Annotated in this window: 18 protein-coding genes; 12 read left to right on the forward strand and 6 right to left on the reverse strand. The window is 61.6% G+C overall.

The features are described 5' to 3' along the window. The first annotated feature begins 2 nt into the window (after positions 1-2). Together A3A5_RS0121065 and A3A5_RS0121070 are read left to right on the forward strand one after the other, a co-directional pair. Positions 3-737 carry a bifunctional 2-polyprenyl-6-hydroxyphenol methylase/3-demethylubiquinol 3-O-methyltransferase UbiG gene (locus A3A5_RS0121065; protein ID WP_018312501.1) on the forward strand — a complete coding sequence of 245 codons (735 nt, stop codon included), beginning with the start codon at positions 3-5 and terminating at the stop codon, positions 735-737. Next, positions 734-1,120 carry a GtrA family protein gene (locus A3A5_RS0121070; protein ID WP_026200975.1) on the forward strand — a complete coding sequence of 129 codons (387 nt, stop codon included), beginning with the start codon at positions 734-736 and terminating at the stop codon, positions 1,118-1,120. Before A3A5_RS0121065 ends, A3A5_RS0121070 begins: the two co-directional genes overlap by 4 nt. A gap of 223 nt (positions 1,121-1,343) precedes the next feature. Here the strand turns inward: A3A5_RS0121070 and A3A5_RS0121075 are convergent, their stop codons facing one another. From A3A5_RS0121075 to A3A5_RS0121095, 6 genes are all read right to left on the reverse strand, one after another. Further along, positions 1,344-1,679: an EamA family transporter gene (locus A3A5_RS0121075; RefSeq protein ID WP_018312503.1), complete on the reverse strand. Its 336-nt coding sequence runs from the start codon at positions 1,677-1,679 to the stop codon at positions 1,344-1,346. Then, the gene (locus A3A5_RS41970; protein ID WP_081623957.1) at positions 1,676-2,452 is read right to left on the reverse strand and encodes a methyltransferase domain-containing protein; all 777 of its coding nucleotides are present in this window, start codon (positions 2,450-2,452) and stop codon (positions 1,676-1,678) included. The genes A3A5_RS0121075 and A3A5_RS41970 overlap by 4 nt, the downstream gene beginning before the upstream one ends. A 158-nt stretch (positions 2,453-2,610) precedes the next feature. Continuing rightward, the gene (locus A3A5_RS0121080) at positions 2,611-4,161 is read right to left on the reverse strand and encodes a hypothetical protein (protein ID WP_018312504.1); all 1,551 of its coding nucleotides are present in this window, start codon (positions 4,159-4,161) and stop codon (positions 2,611-2,613) included. Positions 4,162-4,189: 28 nt separating this feature from the next. Continuing rightward, positions 4,190-5,416 (reverse strand): glycosyltransferase family 2 protein, encoded by a 1,227-nt coding sequence (locus tag A3A5_RS0121085; RefSeq protein ID WP_232431415.1) that lies wholly within the window; start codon positions 5,414-5,416, stop codon positions 4,190-4,192. A gap of 24 nt (positions 5,417-5,440) precedes the next feature. Then, entirely contained in the window at positions 5,441-6,454 is a 1,014-nt protein-coding gene (locus A3A5_RS0121090; RefSeq protein ID WP_018312506.1) for a glycosyltransferase family 2 protein, read from the reverse strand. A 164-nt stretch (positions 6,455-6,618) separates the two neighbouring features. Next, positions 6,619-7,866, reverse strand: coding sequence for a glycosyltransferase family 87 protein (locus A3A5_RS0121095; RefSeq protein WP_018312507.1), 1,248 nt, complete (start codon positions 7,864-7,866; stop codon positions 6,619-6,621). 992 nt (positions 7,867-8,858) lie between these two features. Here A3A5_RS0121095 and A3A5_RS0121100 point away from each other — a divergent pair. From A3A5_RS0121100 to A3A5_RS0121145, 10 genes are all read left to right on the forward strand, one after another. Further along, positions 8,859-9,029 (forward strand): Flp family type IVb pilin, encoded by a 171-nt coding sequence (locus A3A5_RS0121100; RefSeq protein ID WP_018312508.1) that lies wholly within the window; start codon positions 8,859-8,861, stop codon positions 9,027-9,029. Positions 9,030-9,102: 73 nt separating this feature from the next. Next, the gene (locus A3A5_RS0121105) at positions 9,103-9,276 is read left to right on the forward strand and encodes a Flp family type IVb pilin (protein ID WP_018312509.1); all 174 of its coding nucleotides are present in this window, start codon (positions 9,103-9,105) and stop codon (positions 9,274-9,276) included. Between the two features lie 24 nt (positions 9,277-9,300). Then, complete coding sequence (locus A3A5_RS0121110; protein WP_018312510.1) at positions 9,301-9,807, forward strand: prepilin peptidase; 507 nt, start codon at positions 9,301-9,303, stop codon at positions 9,805-9,807. A gap of 72 nt (positions 9,808-9,879) precedes the next feature. Further along, a complete protein-coding gene (locus A3A5_RS0121115; RefSeq protein ID WP_018312511.1) occupies positions 9,880-11,298 on the forward strand; it encodes an ATP-binding protein in 1,419 nt (472 codons plus the stop codon). A 43-nt stretch (positions 11,299-11,341) separates the two neighbouring features. After that, positions 11,342-12,184 carry a Flp pilus assembly protein CpaB gene (gene cpaB, locus A3A5_RS0121120; protein WP_018312512.1) on the forward strand — a complete coding sequence of 281 codons (843 nt, stop codon included), beginning with the start codon at positions 11,342-11,344 and terminating at the stop codon, positions 12,182-12,184. A 66-nt stretch (positions 12,185-12,250) separates the two neighbouring features. After that, a complete protein-coding gene (locus A3A5_RS0121125) occupies positions 12,251-14,107 on the forward strand; it encodes a type II and III secretion system protein family protein (protein ID WP_018312513.1) in 1,857 nt (618 codons plus the stop codon). 34 nt (positions 14,108-14,141) lie between these two features. After that, positions 14,142-14,480 (forward strand): hypothetical protein, encoded by a 339-nt coding sequence (locus A3A5_RS0121130; RefSeq protein WP_018312514.1) that lies wholly within the window; start codon positions 14,142-14,144, stop codon positions 14,478-14,480. Between the two features lie 205 nt (positions 14,481-14,685). Then, complete coding sequence (locus A3A5_RS0121135; protein WP_018312515.1) at positions 14,686-15,879, forward strand: AAA family ATPase; 1,194 nt, start codon at positions 14,686-14,688, stop codon at positions 15,877-15,879. 60 nt (positions 15,880-15,939) lie between these two features. After that, positions 15,940-17,310: a CpaF family protein gene (locus tag A3A5_RS0121140; protein ID WP_018312516.1), complete on the forward strand. Its 1,371-nt coding sequence runs from the start codon at positions 15,940-15,942 to the stop codon at positions 17,308-17,310. A 44-nt stretch (positions 17,311-17,354) separates the two neighbouring features. Beyond that, positions 17,355-18,332 (forward strand): type II secretion system F family protein, encoded by a 978-nt coding sequence (locus tag A3A5_RS0121145; protein ID WP_018312517.1) that lies wholly within the window; start codon positions 17,355-17,357, stop codon positions 18,330-18,332. Positions 18,333-18,379: the final 47 nt, after the last annotated feature.

The following is an 18,379-nucleotide window of genomic DNA, read 5'->3' on the forward strand; positions in this document are numbered from 1 at the left end:
CGATGTCACCTGATGCCTATCTCGAAATGGCCGAGACCGAAGCCACTCACTGGTGGTTCCGGGGCCGGCGCGAAATCGTCGCCACCATCCTGTCCGGCCTGGCGTTGCCGCGCGACGCGTCCATCCTGGAAATCGGCGCGGGCACAGGAGGCAACCTAGCGATGCTGTCTCAGTTCGGCAAGATCAGTGCCGTGGAAATGGACGGCACCGCCCTGCGGCTGGCGCGCGAGAAAACGTTGGACGCGTACGACATACGCAGCGGCAGGTGCCCCGACGATATGCCGTTTCCTGAGCACAGCTTCGACCTGGTCTGCCTGCTCGACTGCCTGGAGCACATTGCCGACGACGCCGGCTCGCTGGACTGCGCGGCAAGGCTGCTGAAGGCCGGGGGAGCGGTATTCCTCACCGTGCCTGCTTACCAGTGGCTTTGGAGCGCGCACGACGTCTTCCTGCATCACCAGCGCCGCTATAGCAAGCGGTCGCTGCATGCTCTGGCCAACCGGTGCGGCATGCACGTGGAACGGGTGTCGTACTTCAACACGGTGCTGTTCCCGCTTGCGGTGGCCGCGCGCGTCAGCGACCGGCTGAGCGGCAACCAGAAGGCCACCGGAGCGGGGCTTCCGCCCCGGCCGCTCAACCACGCCTTGCACCGCCTGTTCAGCACGGAACGCCACTGGCTGGCGCGCCGATCGCTGCCGTTCGGTATTTCGCTAATGGCCATCCTGCGCACATCGTGAACCCCGCCAGCAGCGCGCCCGAACTTCGCAGATTCACGCGATTCGCAGTATCAGGCGCCACCTCGACCGGCGTGCATGTCGCCATCACCGCCACGCTGGTGACCACGCTGGCGACCTCGCCGGTCACGGCAAACTGCGTGGCCTTCCTGTGCGCGACGGCCTGTTCCTATCTTCTCAACACCTTGTGGAGCTTCTCGTCGCGCCCACACTGCGGCAACTTCGTGCGCTTTCTCTCCGTATCGTTTTTGGGGATGATGCTAACGATCTCGATTTCCTGGACGGTGCAAAGACTCGGCGCCACCTACTGGATCGGACTTGCCTGGATCCTGCTATTGGTTCCGCCTAGCACCTTTGCTCTGCACCGCTGGTGGACGTATCGCTAGGACCAGCTGGTAAAAACGTTCAACGAATCGAGAGAAGATAACGGCGCGTGCAATGGTGGGCAGCACAACGTGAGCGTCGATTCGAGGCTCGAAACGGATGCGAAGCTTCCGAGGGCAGTGAGCCAGGCGAAGACGCTGCGCTCCGGCGACCCAAAATCACAATTCCTGGACGAAGCCTTACTTTGCACAGGGAGACGATGCCAAATAAATGCGCGCCATGGTTTCAATTTGCCGTTACGATATAAAGGCCAATCAAGATAATTGCCACCCCGAATAGTTGCAGTGGTGATGTTGGCTCGCCGAGCGCGAAAACACCTACAAGATAAACAAGAATGAAGGTGAGCGCCGTAAACGGGTAAACGGCCGTCAAGTTGGCCCTACTGAGAGAAAAAATCCAGAGCGCGGTACCCGCACCATAACAAAGTAGGCCAAATAAAATCCAACCATTCAAGTAGTCCGATAAATAATTCTTGCCGGTGGCACCGAATTTAAATGCCACCTGACCCATTGCCGCAAGAATCGCGCCGACTAGTGGTGGAAAGTAAATAAGTGCCTTCATGATCCATCCGCATGGAATCTCAATTTTCTTACCACATACTGACTCTTTAATACCGCCAACCCAGTTTTAATGCCCACCGGGAGCCGCTTCAGAATGAACTTCCGAACCTGGTAAGATAAAGGAGATATATCTGGCACATGACAGTCGTTCGCAACTCGGCAAGCTCTCACCGAAGAAGGGAGCCCCTCGATCTCACTGGCATGAACAAAGAACAACATGTTATATCGGTACCACGGCTCCACCGCGCTGTTCGCAGCAACGCGAGGCCTGATAAAGTCGAATAGATAATATTCCCGCTTCGCGAACAGATCACGCCAATAATCATACCCTTGTTCATTTATGTGATTCTCCCCACCCTGCCCCGGCACCGCCGCGGAAAATAAAATCCTTTTCCCATGGCGCACCAGGTTATCAACCAGAACCTCACTACTTTCCAAAGGCAAATGCTCTGCAACCTCCAGGCATTGAACTAGGTCGAAATCTCTGCCAATATCAAACGGCTGAGAAATATCCATTGGGATAAAATTACAATGATCGAACAGCAAAACAGATCGATCAACATAGCCCCCATCTATTCCGATAATTTCGGAGACACCAAGCTTACTATGTATATTCAGCCACGCACCTGCGCCACAACCGATATCGACCACGCTTTCCGGAGACAGCTCGGCATTAATAACAGGCAGTACATTGCGAGCCGACTGGATAGCCCCTTCACGTTGGTAACGATAAAAAACTTCGTCGTATTTGTGCGAAATGTTAACTTTATTCATAATAATGAAATATTCTGCTCACTCAAATTATCGATAACCAGACTCAATCGATTGCTGACACCAACAGATTTTTTTTGGAGAATGCATGATTTATGACACCAGACTGCGGCCAGCCGAAACGATAAAGTTAAGACTTCGCCAGGCAAAACAACCGGCATCTATTGACATCCGGTGTTCTCATACAGGGACCACACACCCACCGATTTAAGCAGCGAAACCTGACAGCGGGTATTCTCAAACAACGTCGTCGACAGTGGCTCCGTGTGACGAACAAAGTAGTAGCGATACTCCTGCCCCCGATTTCTTGTCCAAGTAAATTCGCGCGGGTTGGATGGACTTACCGCAGGAAGCCGGCTGGGCCGATACCGGACAACTTGCGGTGGAAACCATGCAAAGCTGAAATCGACTAAGCCCCTTCTTTCTGCCTGATACCAGGCAGGGAAATGCAGGTAGGCACCACGATTACCAGCTGCGGTGCTGTTCGCATCGAAAATCAGCATAAGCGCCTTCTTCCCGGGCTCTGCGGCGCCCAGCAGCACATCAAAATCTTTGCTTTCCGCTGCAAAACCCACAATGCGCGCCGTCTGTGTGCCCAGATACGCCACACAGGCCAGAGCAAGCAAGGCTTGACACATCATCGGCCGGCGCAGCACGGCCGGTCTATACCTTGCTGCGGCCTGTGGATGATTGAACATCAGCGCATAGAACGGCAGAATGAACAATGCAAAACGCTCATAGAGGAATGTAGTTCTACCTGCGTGATGTGGCACGAATATCCATACCGCCAGTGCAACAAGCATTGGAATGCAAGCAGCTGGCTCCCGAGCATTGACGCGCGCGCCCAAGCACCAGGGCACACTGAGCATCAGCAAACCGCCTATCAGAAAGAATCTGTCCTCCCACCACCCGCCCCAGGGCGCAAGGAAGAACAGAAGCAACCGCCTCATGTCCCATCCCCATATCACCTCAGGCGACGAGTAGACATATTCCACCTCAATGCTCCGGATATGCCACACATAAAGCAGGCACACCACCCCTACCAGGCCATAGGGCAGAGAGGCCATGAACACGCGTTCCACCCGCTTCAACTTGCAGACGAGAAATGCAACGCCAATGGCGCTGGCAAACAGGAAAGTCAGGCCATGTGAGAAAAACAGGACAACGCTGACCACGAACAATCGCTTGCCAGTCTTGTACGTGGGCGAATCGGCGTATCGGTATGCCAGCAGTATTGCCAGGAGCCCGACTGGTGCCGCCACCAGGAAGGTGACAAACCCCCAGGTATAGGCGAACCCGAAAAAGCCCGGCACGTAGAGCCAGTCAAGCCGCTTGTCGGCCCCGAACTGCCTGCGTAAACACACACACAGGAAGACGAAGGCGTAAAAAGCGATCGTAATCAGCAATTTCAGCGCTGCTGCGACCGGCATGACAAACGACAACAGCAATGCCAGGCCGTAGCCTGCAAGGTAGGGGGTGAACAGGTTGATGCTGAAGACATCCTCCCAAGGCGATTCGCCGGTCAGCAGATCATGCAGCGCCGCGACCTGCCCCGCATGCTGCGGCAGATCAATCATCGGCGGATGAGGCGCGAGCCAAATCATCAGGCCCGCATACATGACCACTCCGACAAACAGCGCGCGGAATGCAGTCAGTTTCCAGTCCACGCCGGAGGATCTGATGGAGTTTGAACTGACCGAGATCTCGCTCATGGCATCCTCGTGGACTCACTACTTGCGACTACAGGGTCTTCTCGATGATGAATCTCGGCCGTTGCTTAGTTTCCGAGTAGATCTTTGATACGTATCCGCCAATGACGCCCAGGAAGAGCATCTGCAGCCCACCGAGGAAGTACATGGGAACCACCGTCGATGTCCAACCCGGCACCGCCGTGTTTGTGAATAGTCGGACAAACAGGGCCCAAATCCCAACTGCCAGAGAAAACCCTGCGAGAGTGGCGCCGACGTGGGTGCTCCATAGCAAAGGCTTCGATGAGAATGATGCAATGCCATCGCATGCCAGACATACCATCTTGTTCAGTGGATATTTGCTGGTTCCGGCAAAGCGGGCAAGCCGCTCATACTCGACGATGGCTGTGCGAAAGCCTAGCAGTGGAATGATGCCTCGCAGAAACAGGTTGACCTCTCGAAAATCCCGCAACGCCTCCAGTGCGCGCCGGCTCATCAACCGAAAGTCAGCATGATCTGGGAGCACGTCCACACCAAAGTGGCGCAGCAATCGATAGTAGCCCTGCGCTGTGATGCGCTTAAAAAGCGTGTCAGTATCACGTCGCGAACGCACGCCGAACACAATCTCTGCCCCTTCGCAATGCGCCTTCAGCATCGCCGGTATGGCGTCGAGATCATCTTGCAGATCGGCGTCAAGGCTCAACAGCACGTCACCGGGAGCAGTGAGCAACCCGGCAAGCAATGCGTTCTGGTGCCCCCGGTTGCGTGACAGTTTGATGCCGCGCACCCGCGCGTCCCGCGCGTTCAAGGCCTCGATGATGGCCCAAGTTCGGTCCTGGGAGCCATCGTCAATGAAAGTAATGGTGCTGTCCGCTTGCACCATCTGTTCCTCTGCCAGCCGGTCCATCAGCATCAGCAATCGCCTTCCCGTCTCTGGCAGTACTACCTCTTCATTGAAGCAAGGCACAATCAGATTCAGCGTGACCATGACACTTCCCGCTTTCGAGCCATTGTCTGACGACGTTTGGCTTGGAGCGTGTTGAACAGCAAGCCGACTCGGGCAAGGTAGTTGCGTATCTTGGCGGATACTCTCGCGAAGATGCGCGGTCAGCAGACTGGTGCTATGGGCGCGCCTGGTATGCCGTCGCTCGACCAATTGCAGGACGTCAGCGATCTGATAGCTTGCGAAGAACGACGGCGACTCCTCTGCCGCAGCGATATCCACGGCGTGCAAGGCCGTATGCTCGTCCGAGTACCTGCCGAATTCAGCTTTGTCCATGGTCGACATCCCGTGTCATTCAGCTTATCCACGCTTCGCACTGGCAAGCCGGACTACCTTCCTGCCGCCCGATACACCACCCTGCGGGCGGGTCTCCTGGTACCGGCGCTTAATCAAGTAGATCGGACGTCCCTTCGCCTCGTCATAGATACGTCCGATGTACTCGCCCACCACGCCCAGGCCGATCAGTTGCACCCCGCCAAAGAACAGCAGCAGAGACAGCACGGAGGCATAGCCTGGGACATCCACCCCGAGTACCATCGTACGCAGCACGATGAATGTTCCGTACAGGAAGGCCAGGAAGGCAATCGCGGAGCCAAGATAGGTCCAACTCCTGAGGGGTATGGTGCTGAAGCTGGTAATCCCCTCCAGCGCGAGGTTCCAGAGGCGCCACCCGGAGAATTTCGACTCCCCCGCAATGCGCGGCTCGCGCTCGTACGGAACAACCACCGTACTGAACCCCACCCATGCAAATAAGCCTTTCATGAAGCGGCGTCGTTCAGGCATCTGCTTGAGCGCGTTGATCACCACTCGGTCCATGAGGCGGAAATCCCCTACATTCACCGGCAGCTTCTGGTCGGACAGTTTGTTATGGACGCGGTAGTAGGCGTCCGCGGTCACACGCTTCAGCCATGAATCGCACGCACGGCTACGGCGTTGCGCGAGCACCACCTCCGCCCCTTCACGCCAGCGCATGACCAGTTCCGGGATCAGCGAGGGCGGGTCCTGCAAGTCGGCGTCTATGGGAATCACTGCATCGCCCAAAGCTTCATCGAGACCGGCCGTGAGGGCCGCTTCCTTGCCGAAATTCCGCGTCAGGTCCACGACCCGCACACGCGCGTCCTGGCGCGAAAAGGTAATGAGCTTGTCCAGCGTATCGTCCGAGCTGCCGTCATTGACCAGCACAATCTCGAAGCGGAGTGCATCGATGGACTCGAGCACTGGAATGACACAGTCGAAGAAGTTCTCGATGCCTTCTGATTCGTTGTAGCAGGGCACAACCAGAGAAAGCAGCTTGACATCGTATGGACCCGACATGATCCCCTCCCGAGGCGGCGTGGCTTGTGCGCACACCGCGATAATTGCGCCTCTGCGGTTCTATTATTTTCCAGCAGACCACTCAAAGTGGATAGGCCGCATACGCCTGACTACTAGTCATTTTCCCGCCGGAGCACAGTCCATGATCCAGCGCCTAAAGCGCTCTATTGCGCGCCAGTCGAACTCGTTCCGCTCCGAGTTCTGCGAAGAATTGCCGCCATCAACAGCATCGTCACAACCGACCCAGCATGCGGTAGCTCCGTCACGCGATTGACGCCTAACAAGAAGGGCAAAAGCCAGGCCGCGACCATCAGTTCTCGCTCGCCCTTGTTCCAACCACGCCGCATGCCGTCGGCCGTGATCCCGGCAATAGCAATGCCCAGCCAGGTCAGTTCGTAGTACCACAGGTATGGACTTACCAGCAGAGTGGCAGTCGCCGCCGCCGCGATGCGCAGCTCTATCGAAGTCTGGCTCCTCCAAACTTTGAGCAACGCAACGATGGCGAACAATGCGCACACGGCCTGCGCGCCATACGCTGCCGCCACGGGAGCACCGCCGAGGCGCATCATGGCAAATACTGTCGGGCTGGAGTACCACCCCTTCCGCCCCTGATCCAGCAATTGCTCCCGAACAAGGCTGCTGTTTTCAAGGAAAGCTGAGACGGCCTCCCACCCGAACAGACCGACACTGCTGGCAGCCATCACAACTGCGGTTGCAGCGGCAATAAAGAATGCTTTCCATGCGCGGTCTGCCAGCATTGCCAAAGGGAGCACCACAGCAAGCTGTGGCTTTACGCTCAGCAATCCAACCAGGATCCCGGCAAGCACGGGACGGCTTCTCAGGTGGATAAGTGACCATGCTGCAATCCCGGCCGTCAGAAGTGAGTTCTGCCCGATCATGGCAGCCTCAAGGCCGCCGGAAAATGCCACCACGGGCAGCAGCACCACGTGCCGAGGCACGGCACGCATGTCCAGGATCCTGACAATAGCGGCCATATACATGACTGCCGTTCCGGCCGTGAAGAACAAATAGCTCAATGCGAACGGCAGCAACGACAGCGGCAAGACAAACAGCAGAAACGTCGGCGGATAGAGCCATGGCAGAAAGAAGTGTTCGTCCCCCCTTACCGAGCCGAAGGCCATGATCACAGGCTGAAGCGAGGCGTAGTCATAGACCCTGGCCGCCTCGCCTTGCAGCGCCAGGTATGACGCACTCCAGAAGACGGAATAGTCTGCCCCGGGGCGCACCACCCTGTCGGAGGTGAAACCCTTCGTTTCCCAGGCCCACAACACCATCAGCACACCATAGATAAGCAGCATGGCTATGCTGTAGACCCGCAGCCGATCCAGGTCCAGCCAGTGTCTGGAGATCACTGATCTCGGCACTACCGCCGAGCTATGGTCCAGGCTCATCGCTCCCCCATCCGTCAATCTGTTCCGCGGCATCGCACATGCCCGATTTCTTCTTCGTACATGCCAGGGTCAGGCCCCGCAGTTCCGTTTCATTCTTATCGCTCGGGCGTCATTAAACAAGCACAATCCCGGCAGCGTAAATGCGCACTGTGGCGCTTGCAGAAAGCGTTTCTAAACTGAACAGCGCGCAGCCATGGCGCCCACTTTGCCGCCGCCCCCCGCATGCCGCCGGCAGGACCGGGCAACCAGCCCGCTTTAGCGCAATCCCTTCGTTTCTTGAATGAAACGCGGACAGCCGGGGAACGTGCCGCACCGCAGACCATCCTTTTGGCGGCTGGGTTGCGACGCGGCGCCGCGCTTCAACCAAAAGTACTGTGCCCCACCGGCAGCCGCTCATCCCTTTGGCTCAGGCCGGCAGCAATGCAGAGTGTTTCGCGCGCGCGGCGGCAAGGATCCAGGAAATAAGCACGATTCGCCTGAGAAACGCCGGCCGTGCCCGACGGACCGCGACGCGGCAAGCCGCGGCCTCGACTGGCGAGAATGCCTTGTAAAACAAGCGCCTTGCACAGGTGGCCCACGTTTTGCGTTGGCATGATGACCCGGCCCGGCGCTGGCCTTGCCGGGCAGGCATCACGAATGGCGCGCTGGCCGATGACGGTCAGCGGAGACCGCCCCGCAACAGTGAACGGAAGCCTCCAACAGACATGCAAGCAGATCGGAAACCTGCCTGGCACATCCACCGTCGCGAAGCCATCGCATCGCGCTCGGTGATGCCCGTCCTGGCAAGAATCGGCGCCGCTGGGCAGCAGGGAATCCCGTGCAGGGTCCTCTCTTCGGCCCAGCCACGCCGCGCTGCCAGGCAGATGCGCAAGCAGGTCCGCGGCGGCCAATGGCCGTTCCATGAGTGCGCCACCTGCGGTCCGCCTTGCATCCGGCGTCCGCACAGCTTTTTCCACCCGTAGCAGCAATGTCCTTACCTGAAGGAGATCATCATGCAAAAGCTCTTCGACAACACCAAGCGTTTCATCCTTGAAGAAGATGGCGTCACGGCAATCGAGTATGGCCTGATCGCAGCACTGATCGCGCTCATGATCATTGCCGGCGCCACGCTTGTCGGCACCAAGCTCAGCACCGTCTTCGACAAGATTCAGAGCGCGCTGTAATCGTTGTGCCCGTGCGTGCGAGCGGCCTTCAGGCAACAAGATGCCGCTCGCGCGCGCTTACCGGAGAGATGTCATGTTCAAGCAGGCTGAAGGCGTGGTCGCATTCATTCGGGCGGAGCGCGGTGTGACATCTATCGAGTACGCGCTCATCGCCATGTTGATCGCACTGGTGATCATTTCATCGGTCATGGTGCTCGGACAGAAGGTCGGCGACTTGTACGACACCGTCGCCCGGGCCATGCCCTGAGAAACCGAGCAGCCGGAACAAATCATGTCCACCGAATTCAACCCCCTGGCGCCGCTGGTTGGACCATGCGTCATTGCGCTGGTCCTGACGGCCGCGGCGACCGACATCCAGTGGCGGCGCATTCCCAACTGGCTCACGTTCGGCGCCTGGCTGCTGGCTTGGCCGGTCCAGATCTGCCTGCACGGATTCCAGGCTGGAACCTGGACGTGGGCACTTGGCTGGCTTACCGGCTTCTTTCTGTTCCTGCCTTTCTATCTGCTGCGTGGCATGGCCGCCGGCGACGTGAAGCTGATTGCCGCGGTCGGCGCCTGGCTGGGCGCGGGAATGGCCTTGCGCATTACCTTGGCAACCTTCGTGCTGGGCGGCCTGTGGGGCATCGCGGCCGCAATCCGGTCCGGGCAGGGCCGCCAGCTCTTCGAGAGCGTCACCGGCGTGGTCAGGACTGGCCGCGGGATGCCTTCCGTAGGCACCCTGCCCTACGGCGTCGCCATTGCAGCCGGCACGGTAGGAATGTTGTTCATGAGTGTCTGACGAGCACAGGACCATCTGGCTCTGGCCAAGGCGGATCTTGACGAGATGCAACAAAAGTTCAGGGGGACGGCAATGAACGAGCAACACGACACAGGGCACGCACCGCGGCTGCTCGAGCCGGTCACGAGCACCAGGGGCGTCCATGCCGAACACGGCATGCTGCCGCTGCCGCCGTGGCATGTACTGCCGCGCACCATAGCCGATACCGGGCTGGACATCGCGCAGTTGCTTGGCCTGCTGATGAAGGCCGCCTACCAGCACCGGACGGTCATGCTGGCGGTGCTGACCGACACGCTCAAGCTGCCGGCGCTGGTCGTCAATGAGATTGCCGCCGTGGCCGTGCGGGAGCGCTTGCTGGAAATCGCGCACCGTGGCTCCAGCGACCTGGACGTACGCTTCCGTCTCACCGATGCCGGCTATGCTCGCGCGGCCGAAGCGTCGGCGCGCTGCGCCTACGTGGGCGCGGCACCGGTCACGCTGGATGCCTACCTGGATGCCGTCAAGCGCCACTCGGTCAGCCATGCCGCCGTGACCAAGGCCGACGTCACCGCGGCGTTTCATGACCTGGTCATCCCCGTCCATTTGCTCGACGCGATCGGCATGGCCTTGAACACCTGCCGTGCCCTCATGATCTACGGCCCGGCTGGCAGCGGCAAGACCTACCTTGCACAACGGCTGGGCACCTTGCTGCCTGGCGCGGTGCCGGTGCCGCATGCCATCACCGTGGCCGGCGAGATCATCCAGGTCTTCGACCCGCTGGTCCATGTGCCCTTCGACGACAGCGAGGCATCGCTTGCGCGCCGCTCGCTGGACCGCCGCTGGGTCCTGTGCCATCGCCCGGTGGTGCTGTCAGGCGGCGAACTGACGTTATCCATGCTGGACCTGCGTCATGACCAGGCCGCCGGCTTTTACCAGGCACCGCCGCACATGAAGGCCAACAACGGCATCTACATCGTCGACGATCTGGGCCGGCAGATGGTCGGCGTCAGCGATCTGCTGAACCGCTGGATCGTGCCGCTGGACCGCGGCATCGACATGTTCACACTGCAGACCGGGGTGCGCTTTTCGGTGCCGTTCGATGTCTGGCCGGTGTTCTCGACCAATCTCGAACCGTCGGCGCTCGAGGACGATGCCTTCCTGCGCCGGCTGGGCAGCAAGCTCTACGTGGGTCCGCTGTCGGTGGACGATTACCGCGAGGTTTACCAGCGCACCGCCGCGGAATTCGGGATGACCAGCACGGACGCGATGTTCGACTTCCTGGTGGACAGCCTGCACTACGCCAGCGACACGCCACTGCTGGCCTGCATCCCGCGCGACCTGCTGCAGCTGGTGCATTCGGGCGTGCGCTACCACGGCCACGCCCCGCAAGTGACCGAGGCAGGCCTGCTGTCTGCCTGGCAGAGCTACTACGGGCTGCGCACCGTGGCCGATGCCGTGCCGGCACATGGCGCCATCCATCGATGGGCTGGCGACCACCGCGCCGCAAGCTGAACTGTACACCGGGTATTCAGACAACTGTAGGGGGAGAGTCATCATGAAGAACACACGTGCAATCCTGATGCTGCTGATTGCCCTCGTCGCCGGCGTGGCGGCGGTGGTGTCGGCGTCGCGATGGCTGGTCCAGCAGTCATCCGGCTCGGTCAAGCAAGTGGTCGTCGCCGCCAACGACCTGAATCTGGGGCAGCCGCTCAACGGCAGCCAGTTGCGCCTCGTCAACTGGCCGGCCGGCAGCGTGCCGCCGGGTACCTTCGAAGACCTCAAGATGCTGGAAGGCCGTGTGGTACGTACCAGCCTGCAGCGCGGCGAACCCATCCTCGACGCCAAGCTGGCGCCGGTGGGGACCAAGGGTGGCCTGTCGGCGGTGATCAATGATGGCAAGCGCGCCATCACCGTGCGCGTCAACGACGTCGTGGGCGTGGCCGGCTTCGCGCTGCCCGGCAACTACGTCGACGTGATCGTCAATACCAACGACGAAGCCAAGAGCACCCAGGGCGGCAGCATCTCGAAGATCGTGCTTGAGAAGATCCTGGTGCTGGCGGTAGCGCAGCAGGTCAGCCGCGACGACACCCAGCCCAAGGTGGTCAATGCAGTGACGCTGGAAGTCACGCCCGACCAGGCCGAGAAGCTGGACGTGGCCCGCAGCGTGGGCACCCTCTCGCTGGTGCTGCGCAACCAGATGGACGTGGCCGACATCAATACCGGCGGCGCCACCAAAGGCACGCTGCTGGGCAAGACGCCCGAGGCACCGCCCAAGGTGGTTACCAAGACCGAGACCCGCACCGTGGTCAAGACCCGCACGGTGGCGGCGGCGCCCGCGCGCTCCGGCAACTGCATCGGCGTGCTGGCAGGCATGCAGGGCGGCGTCGAGTGCTTCTGAGCGCGTACGCCAAGGCATCCAACGAATTCTGAGCTGCTACACAGCCTCTCCGGGGGGAGATTCAAAATGAACCAGAAACGATCTGAAGCCGCAGGCAGCACCCGCATCCTGGTGCTGGCCACCATTCTCTGCACGCCGCTGGCCGCGGCGGCACAGACTGCCATCGAGGCAGGCAACCTGACCAAGGCGATCGCACCGGCTGCCTCCAAGGCGCCCCAGGGCCCGATGCAGATGACCATCAGCATGACGCCCGGAGCGAGCGCGCCGGCCACGTCGGCGCCGCCGGCGCCTTCCGCAGATGCTCGCGGCCCTAACTGCACCGGTTCCATTCGCAGTGAATCGACCGTGGTAGTGCCGGTCGGCAAATCACAGCTGATCACCCTGCCGGAGGCGGTACGCAACCGTACCCTGGGCAATCCCAACGTAGTGCAAGCCACCATGGTGTCGCCACAGACGCTCTATGTCCTGGGCCGGACAGTGGGCACCACCAACATGATCGTGCAAGGCCGCAGCGGCAGTTGCAGCATCATCAATGTGGTGGTCAATGCCGACGCCGGCGGATTGCAGACCTCGCTCAGCCAGTTGCTGCCAGGCGAGTCCGGCATCCGCGTGACCACGGCCGCCGACAACCTGGTGCTGACCGGGAGCGTAACCAACGCACAGGCCGCACAGCAAGCGATGGAGATCGCCCAGGCCTACGCCAATGCGGCGCATGGCGGCGATGCCAACAAGAAGGGCAATGTGCTGAACATGCTGTCGGTCGACACCCCGCAGCAGGTGATGCTGGAAGTAAAGGTCGCAGAGGTCTCCAAGACGCTGCTGAACCAGCTCGGCTCTGCGGTGAATCTGCAGGGCGGCTTCGGCTCATGGAGCGGCGCGCTGGTAACGTCATTGCTGACCGGCGCTTCGGCGGCCTTCTTCGGCAGCAAGGCTAACAACCGGCCGTTCGAGTTCGCCATCGATGCGCAGAAGAACGACAGCCTGGTCAAGATCCTGGCCGAACCGAACCTGGTCACCATCAGCGGCCAGGAAGCGAGCTTCCTCGCCGGCGGCAAGATCTATATCCCGGTGGCACAGGCCAACGTGCTTAACGGGGCTGGGACGGTCACGCTGCAGGAAGAGGAGTTCGGCGTCGGGCTGAAGTTCACGCCTACGGTGCTGGCCAATGGCCGCATCCACCTGAAAGTGGCACCCGAAGTGTCCGAGCTGTCGCCTACCGGCGCTACCGTACGCGGCGGCACCCTGGCCGGCCAGACCGTGCTGCCGGTGATTACCACCCGCCGCGCCTCCACCACCGTGCAGATGCGCGATGGCGAGAGCTTCGCCATCGGCGGCCTGCTGACGGACAGCGCGCGCGGCTCGCTCAAGGCACTGCCGGGTGCCGGCGAAGTGCCGGTGCTGGGCACGCTGTTCCGCAGCACGCAGTACCAGCAGGACCTGACCGAACTGGTGTTCATCATCACGCCGCGCCTGGTCAAGCCGATGCAGACCAACAACTACCCGCTGCCGACCGACAGCTTCTCCACGCCCAACCAGCTGTCGCTCTACTTCATGGGCAACATGGAAGGCGACGGCAAGCGTACGCCGCAGCCCGCGCCTGCGCCGTCACAGCCTGCCGCACCAGCCGCAGCACCCGCCGTGCCGCCCGCGGCACCGCGCAGCGAAGGTACGCCCGCCACCTCGATCTCGGCCGTGCCGAACGGCAAGCCGCTGGACGAGCCGGCGCCGGCCGCACGCGAACCGGCGGCGGCGGCAGGCACGCGCCCTGCCCTGCCCGCCCCGGCGGCGACCCGCAGCACGGCGGCTGCGCCACCGGCCGAAGACACGGCCGGGCGCATTGCCCGCATCGAAGCCACCGCCGCCCGCCTGGCCCAGGCCAGGGCCGCGGCTACGGCCGGACGCACCGCATCGGGCGGCAACTGATCCGCCGCCCCACCAGCAGAATCGGAGAACGACCATGAACAAGACCCTGAAGCTTTCGCGCGGCACCGCTGTCCTGGTTCTGGGCAGCCTGGCCTGCCTGGGCCTGTCGGCCTGCATGACCTCGACGCCGGTGTGGGATGGCCAGCGCGGCGTGGCGCTGGCCACCATCACACAGCTGCAGATCATTAACCCGGACGCCCCCGCCGGCCTGCCAACCGTCACCGGTACTGATGGCAAGACGGCGGTGGCGGCTATGAGGAACTTCGACCGGTCGCTTATAGGTGCCCAACAAGGTAACGCCGCGCCCAACTTCACCATCGACTTCGGCGCCGGCGGTTACGGCGGCGTGGGCATGAATGGCGGCTCGCGCTAAGGATCGTGGCTCGGCATGCACTCTCCGCGACGCGGGTGAAGCTCGGCATACGACTTGGTATCGACGAGCCTTGCTGGCATAACCTCCTGCCCCTCTACTCGGAATCTTTCAAATCAAGCTTTCCATGCCACTTCTCCCACCCACGCTCGCGCGCCGAGATTGGAGGGCGAATTGCACAGGTGGCATCGAAACTGGAGATAGCAACATGCTCAAGATCCTGATCGCATCCGAAGACGCCGACCGGCTGGCCGAGATCAACCGGCTCAGCACCGTCGTCGGCAACTTCCAGGCCATGTCGCTGCAGGAGGGCCCGGCACGCTTCCCGTATCATGCCAGCCGCATGCGCATGGCCGACCTGCTTATCCTGGAGTTGCCGGCCATCAGCGCATCGCAGATGCAGGCCATCGAGACACTGCGCCAGCAGCACCCCGACCTGCCCTGTATCCTGATCACGCAGGCGCCCAGCTCCGACGTGCTGATCAAGGCCATGCGTGCCGGCATTCGCGATGTGCTGTCGTGGCCGCTGGACAGGGGACAGCTCACCGAAGCGCTCAAGCGCGTGGAAGCCACCCATGTGCCACGCACGCAGGAGACTGGCCAGGTGATCTCGATGATCTCGTGCAAGGGCGGCGCGGGCACCAGCTTCGTGGCGGCCAACCTGGGCGATGCGTTGGCCCGGCACCTGGGCAAGCGCGTGCTGGTGGTCGACCTGAACCGGCATTTCGGTGACCTGACCTATATCGTCAGCGACAAGGCGCCGCCTTCCACACTGCCCGATATCTGCAGCCAGATCGACCGCATGGATGCCGCCTTCCTGGAAGCCTGCCTGGTGCACGTGGACAACGGCTTCGACATGCTCGCGGGCGCGGCCGATCCGGTCAAGGCCGGCCAGATCCAGAAAGACAAGCTGGAGTGGATCCTGTCGGTGGTGCAGCCTGCCTATGACTTCGTGATCTTCGACCTGGGCCAGAGTATCGATCCGCTGTCGATCTGCGTGCTGGACCACAGCGATCGCATCTGCGTAGTGACCGAACCCGCCATTGCCTTCGGGCGGCCGGGGCGCCGCCTGCTCGATATTCTGCGCGCGCTGCACTACTCCGCCGACAAGATCCGTCTAGTGCTGAACCGCAGCGGCCGCAAGAACGAGATGCCGCGCGCGACCATGGAAGAGATCTTCGGCATGAAGGTCGCCTTTACCCTGCCAGACGATCCTGCCGCAGTGGACGAAGCGGTCAGCCATGGCGAGCCCGTCGCCAAGCTGAGCCGGCGCAGCACCATGGCGCGCGCGCTGCAGGCGATGGCCACGCAGCTGTGCGCCGGGCCGGAAGCCGAGCGGCGCAGCCGGCCGGAAGCCGTATCGCCGCTGCGCCGCCTGATGCTGCGCGCGAAGAACACCTGATTGCAAGGATTGCAACCGGCCAAGCCCCGGTCAACAGAACCCGAAAACGAGGAGTCCACCATGTCCATCCGCGAACAACTGGCCGGTGCCGGGCCCGCCTTCACTGCCAACGGCCACGCCGCGATCCAGTTTTCAACGTCGGCTGCCTCCGCCTCGGGCGGATACCACCAGCTCAAGCGGGACGTGCACGAGACCGTGCTTGACCGCGTGGAACTCGAGCGTCTGGCCCGTTATCCACAGGAGCAGGTGCGGCAGGAGATCGCCGCACTGGTCAACCTGATCATCGACGAACAGAAGGTGCTGCTCAATGACAACGAGCGCCGTCAGCTGACGGTGGAGATTTACGACGAAATGTTCGGTTTCGGCCCGCTCGAGCCGCTGCTGAAGGACCCCACGGTGTCAGACATCCTGGTCAACACCGCGCACCAGACCTACGTGGAGCGGCGCGGCAAGCTGGAGCTGACCGACGTGGTGTTCTACGATGACGCCCACCTGATGAAGGTAATCGAGAAGATCGTGTCGCGCGTGGGGCGCCGCATTGATGAGACCAGTCCGATGGTGGACGCGCGCCTGCCCGATGGCTCGCGCGTCAACGCCATCATCCCGCCATCGGCCATCGACGGCCCGCTATTGTCGATCCGGCGCTTTTCCGTGAATCCGCTTCAGGTGGCCGACCTGGTGAACCTGCGCAGCCTGACGCCGCCGATGGCGCAGTTGCTGCAGGCGCTGTCGCACGCCAAGGTCAATGTGCTGGTGTCGGGCGGTACCGGCAGCGGCAAGACCACTCTGCTGAACATCCTGTCCGGTTTCATCCCCGAAGACGAGCGTGTGGTCACCATCGAGGACGCCGCAGAACTGCAGCTGCGCCAGCCCCATGTGCTGCGGCTGGAAACGCGGCCGCCCAATATCGAGGGCAAGGGGGAGATCACGCAGCGCGCGCTCGTGCGCAACGCCCTGCGCATGCGCCCGGACCGCATCATTCTCGGCGAAGTACGCGGAGGGGAGGCCCTGGACATGCTCAACGCCATGAACACCGGCCATGAGGGCTCGCTGACCACCATCCACGCCAACACGCCGCGCGATGCGCTGACGCGCCTGGAAAACATGGTCAGCATGGCCGGCCTGACCATGCCGGCCAAGGCCATGCGCCAGCAGATCGCCTCGGCCATCACGGTCATCGTGCAGGCGGCGCGCATGACCGACGGACGGCGCAAGATCATCAGCATCCAGGAGATCACTGGCATGGAGGGCGACATCATCAACATGCAAGAGGTCTTCACCTTCCAGCGCACCGGCGTGGACAAGGATGGCACGGTTCGCGGCAATTTCCGGGCGACTGGGGTGTATCCCAAGTTTGCCGAGCGGCTGCGCGTGTTCGGCGTTGGGCTGCCGGACGAAACCTATGACCCCGCCAAGCGCTACGAAGTCTGAACCGCCTGCACCGATATAACGACAGACAATCCGGGGAGCTACACATGAGCACAATCTTCTACGCCTTCGGCATCCTGCTGTTCGTAGCCGTGGTGCTCTGCGTCGAGGGCATCTACCTCTGGTGGAACAACGCCCACGGCCCGGCGGCCAAGCGTATCGAGGCGAGGCTGCGGGCGCTTTCGGCGGGAGGGCACGTCAGCGCCGAGCAGTTATCGATCCTGAAGAAACGTCTGCTTGCCGACTCGCCGCGCATGCAGCAGTGGCTGATGAGCGTACCGCGCATCGGCGCACTGGATCGCTGGCTGGCGCAATCCGGCAGCACCTGGTCGGTGGCGCAGTTGCTGGGCTACTGTGCAATGGTAGCGCTGTGCACGGCGGCACTGATCCCGCTGCTGCCGGTGCCGGCGCCGCTGTTGCTGGCCTGTGCGGCGCTGGCTGCTTCGCTGCCTGTGCTATATGTGACGCGCCTGCGCGCCAAGCGGCTCAAATTGATGGAAGCGCAACTCCCCGATGCCGTCGACATGATCAGCCGCGCGCTGCGCGCCGGTCACTCGTTCAGTGGGGCGCTGGGCATGGTCGGACAGGAAATGAAGGCGCCCATCGGGCCGGAGTTTCGCACGACCTTCGAAGAGATCAATTACGGCGTGGCGCTGGATGAAGCCATGACCAACCTGGCCATCCGCGTGCCGGTGGGCGACCTGCGCTACTTCGTGATCGCGGTACTGATCCAGCGCGAAAGCGGCGGCAATCTGGCGGAGATCCTCGACACCATCGGCACCATGGTGCGCGACCGCCTGAAGCTGTTCGACAAGATCCGCGTGCTGTCCGCGGAAGGCAAGATGTCCGCCTGGGTGCTCGGACTGCTGCCCTTCTGCACTGCAGGAATGATCCTGCTGGTCAATCCAGGATTCATGAGGGTGCTGTGGGAAGACCCGATCGGGTTGCAGCTGATCGGTAGCGCGCTTGTATCGATGACCTTCGGCGTGCTTTGGATGCGCAAAATTATCCGGATCCGGGTATGAGTGTGACCGAGGTGCTGTATTAAAACAGGCAGTGCTCTAAGAAGCAG

The organism is Cupriavidus sp. UYPR2.512, assembly GCF_000379565.1.
Lineage (GTDB): Bacteria > Pseudomonadota > Gammaproteobacteria > Burkholderiales > Burkholderiaceae > Cupriavidus.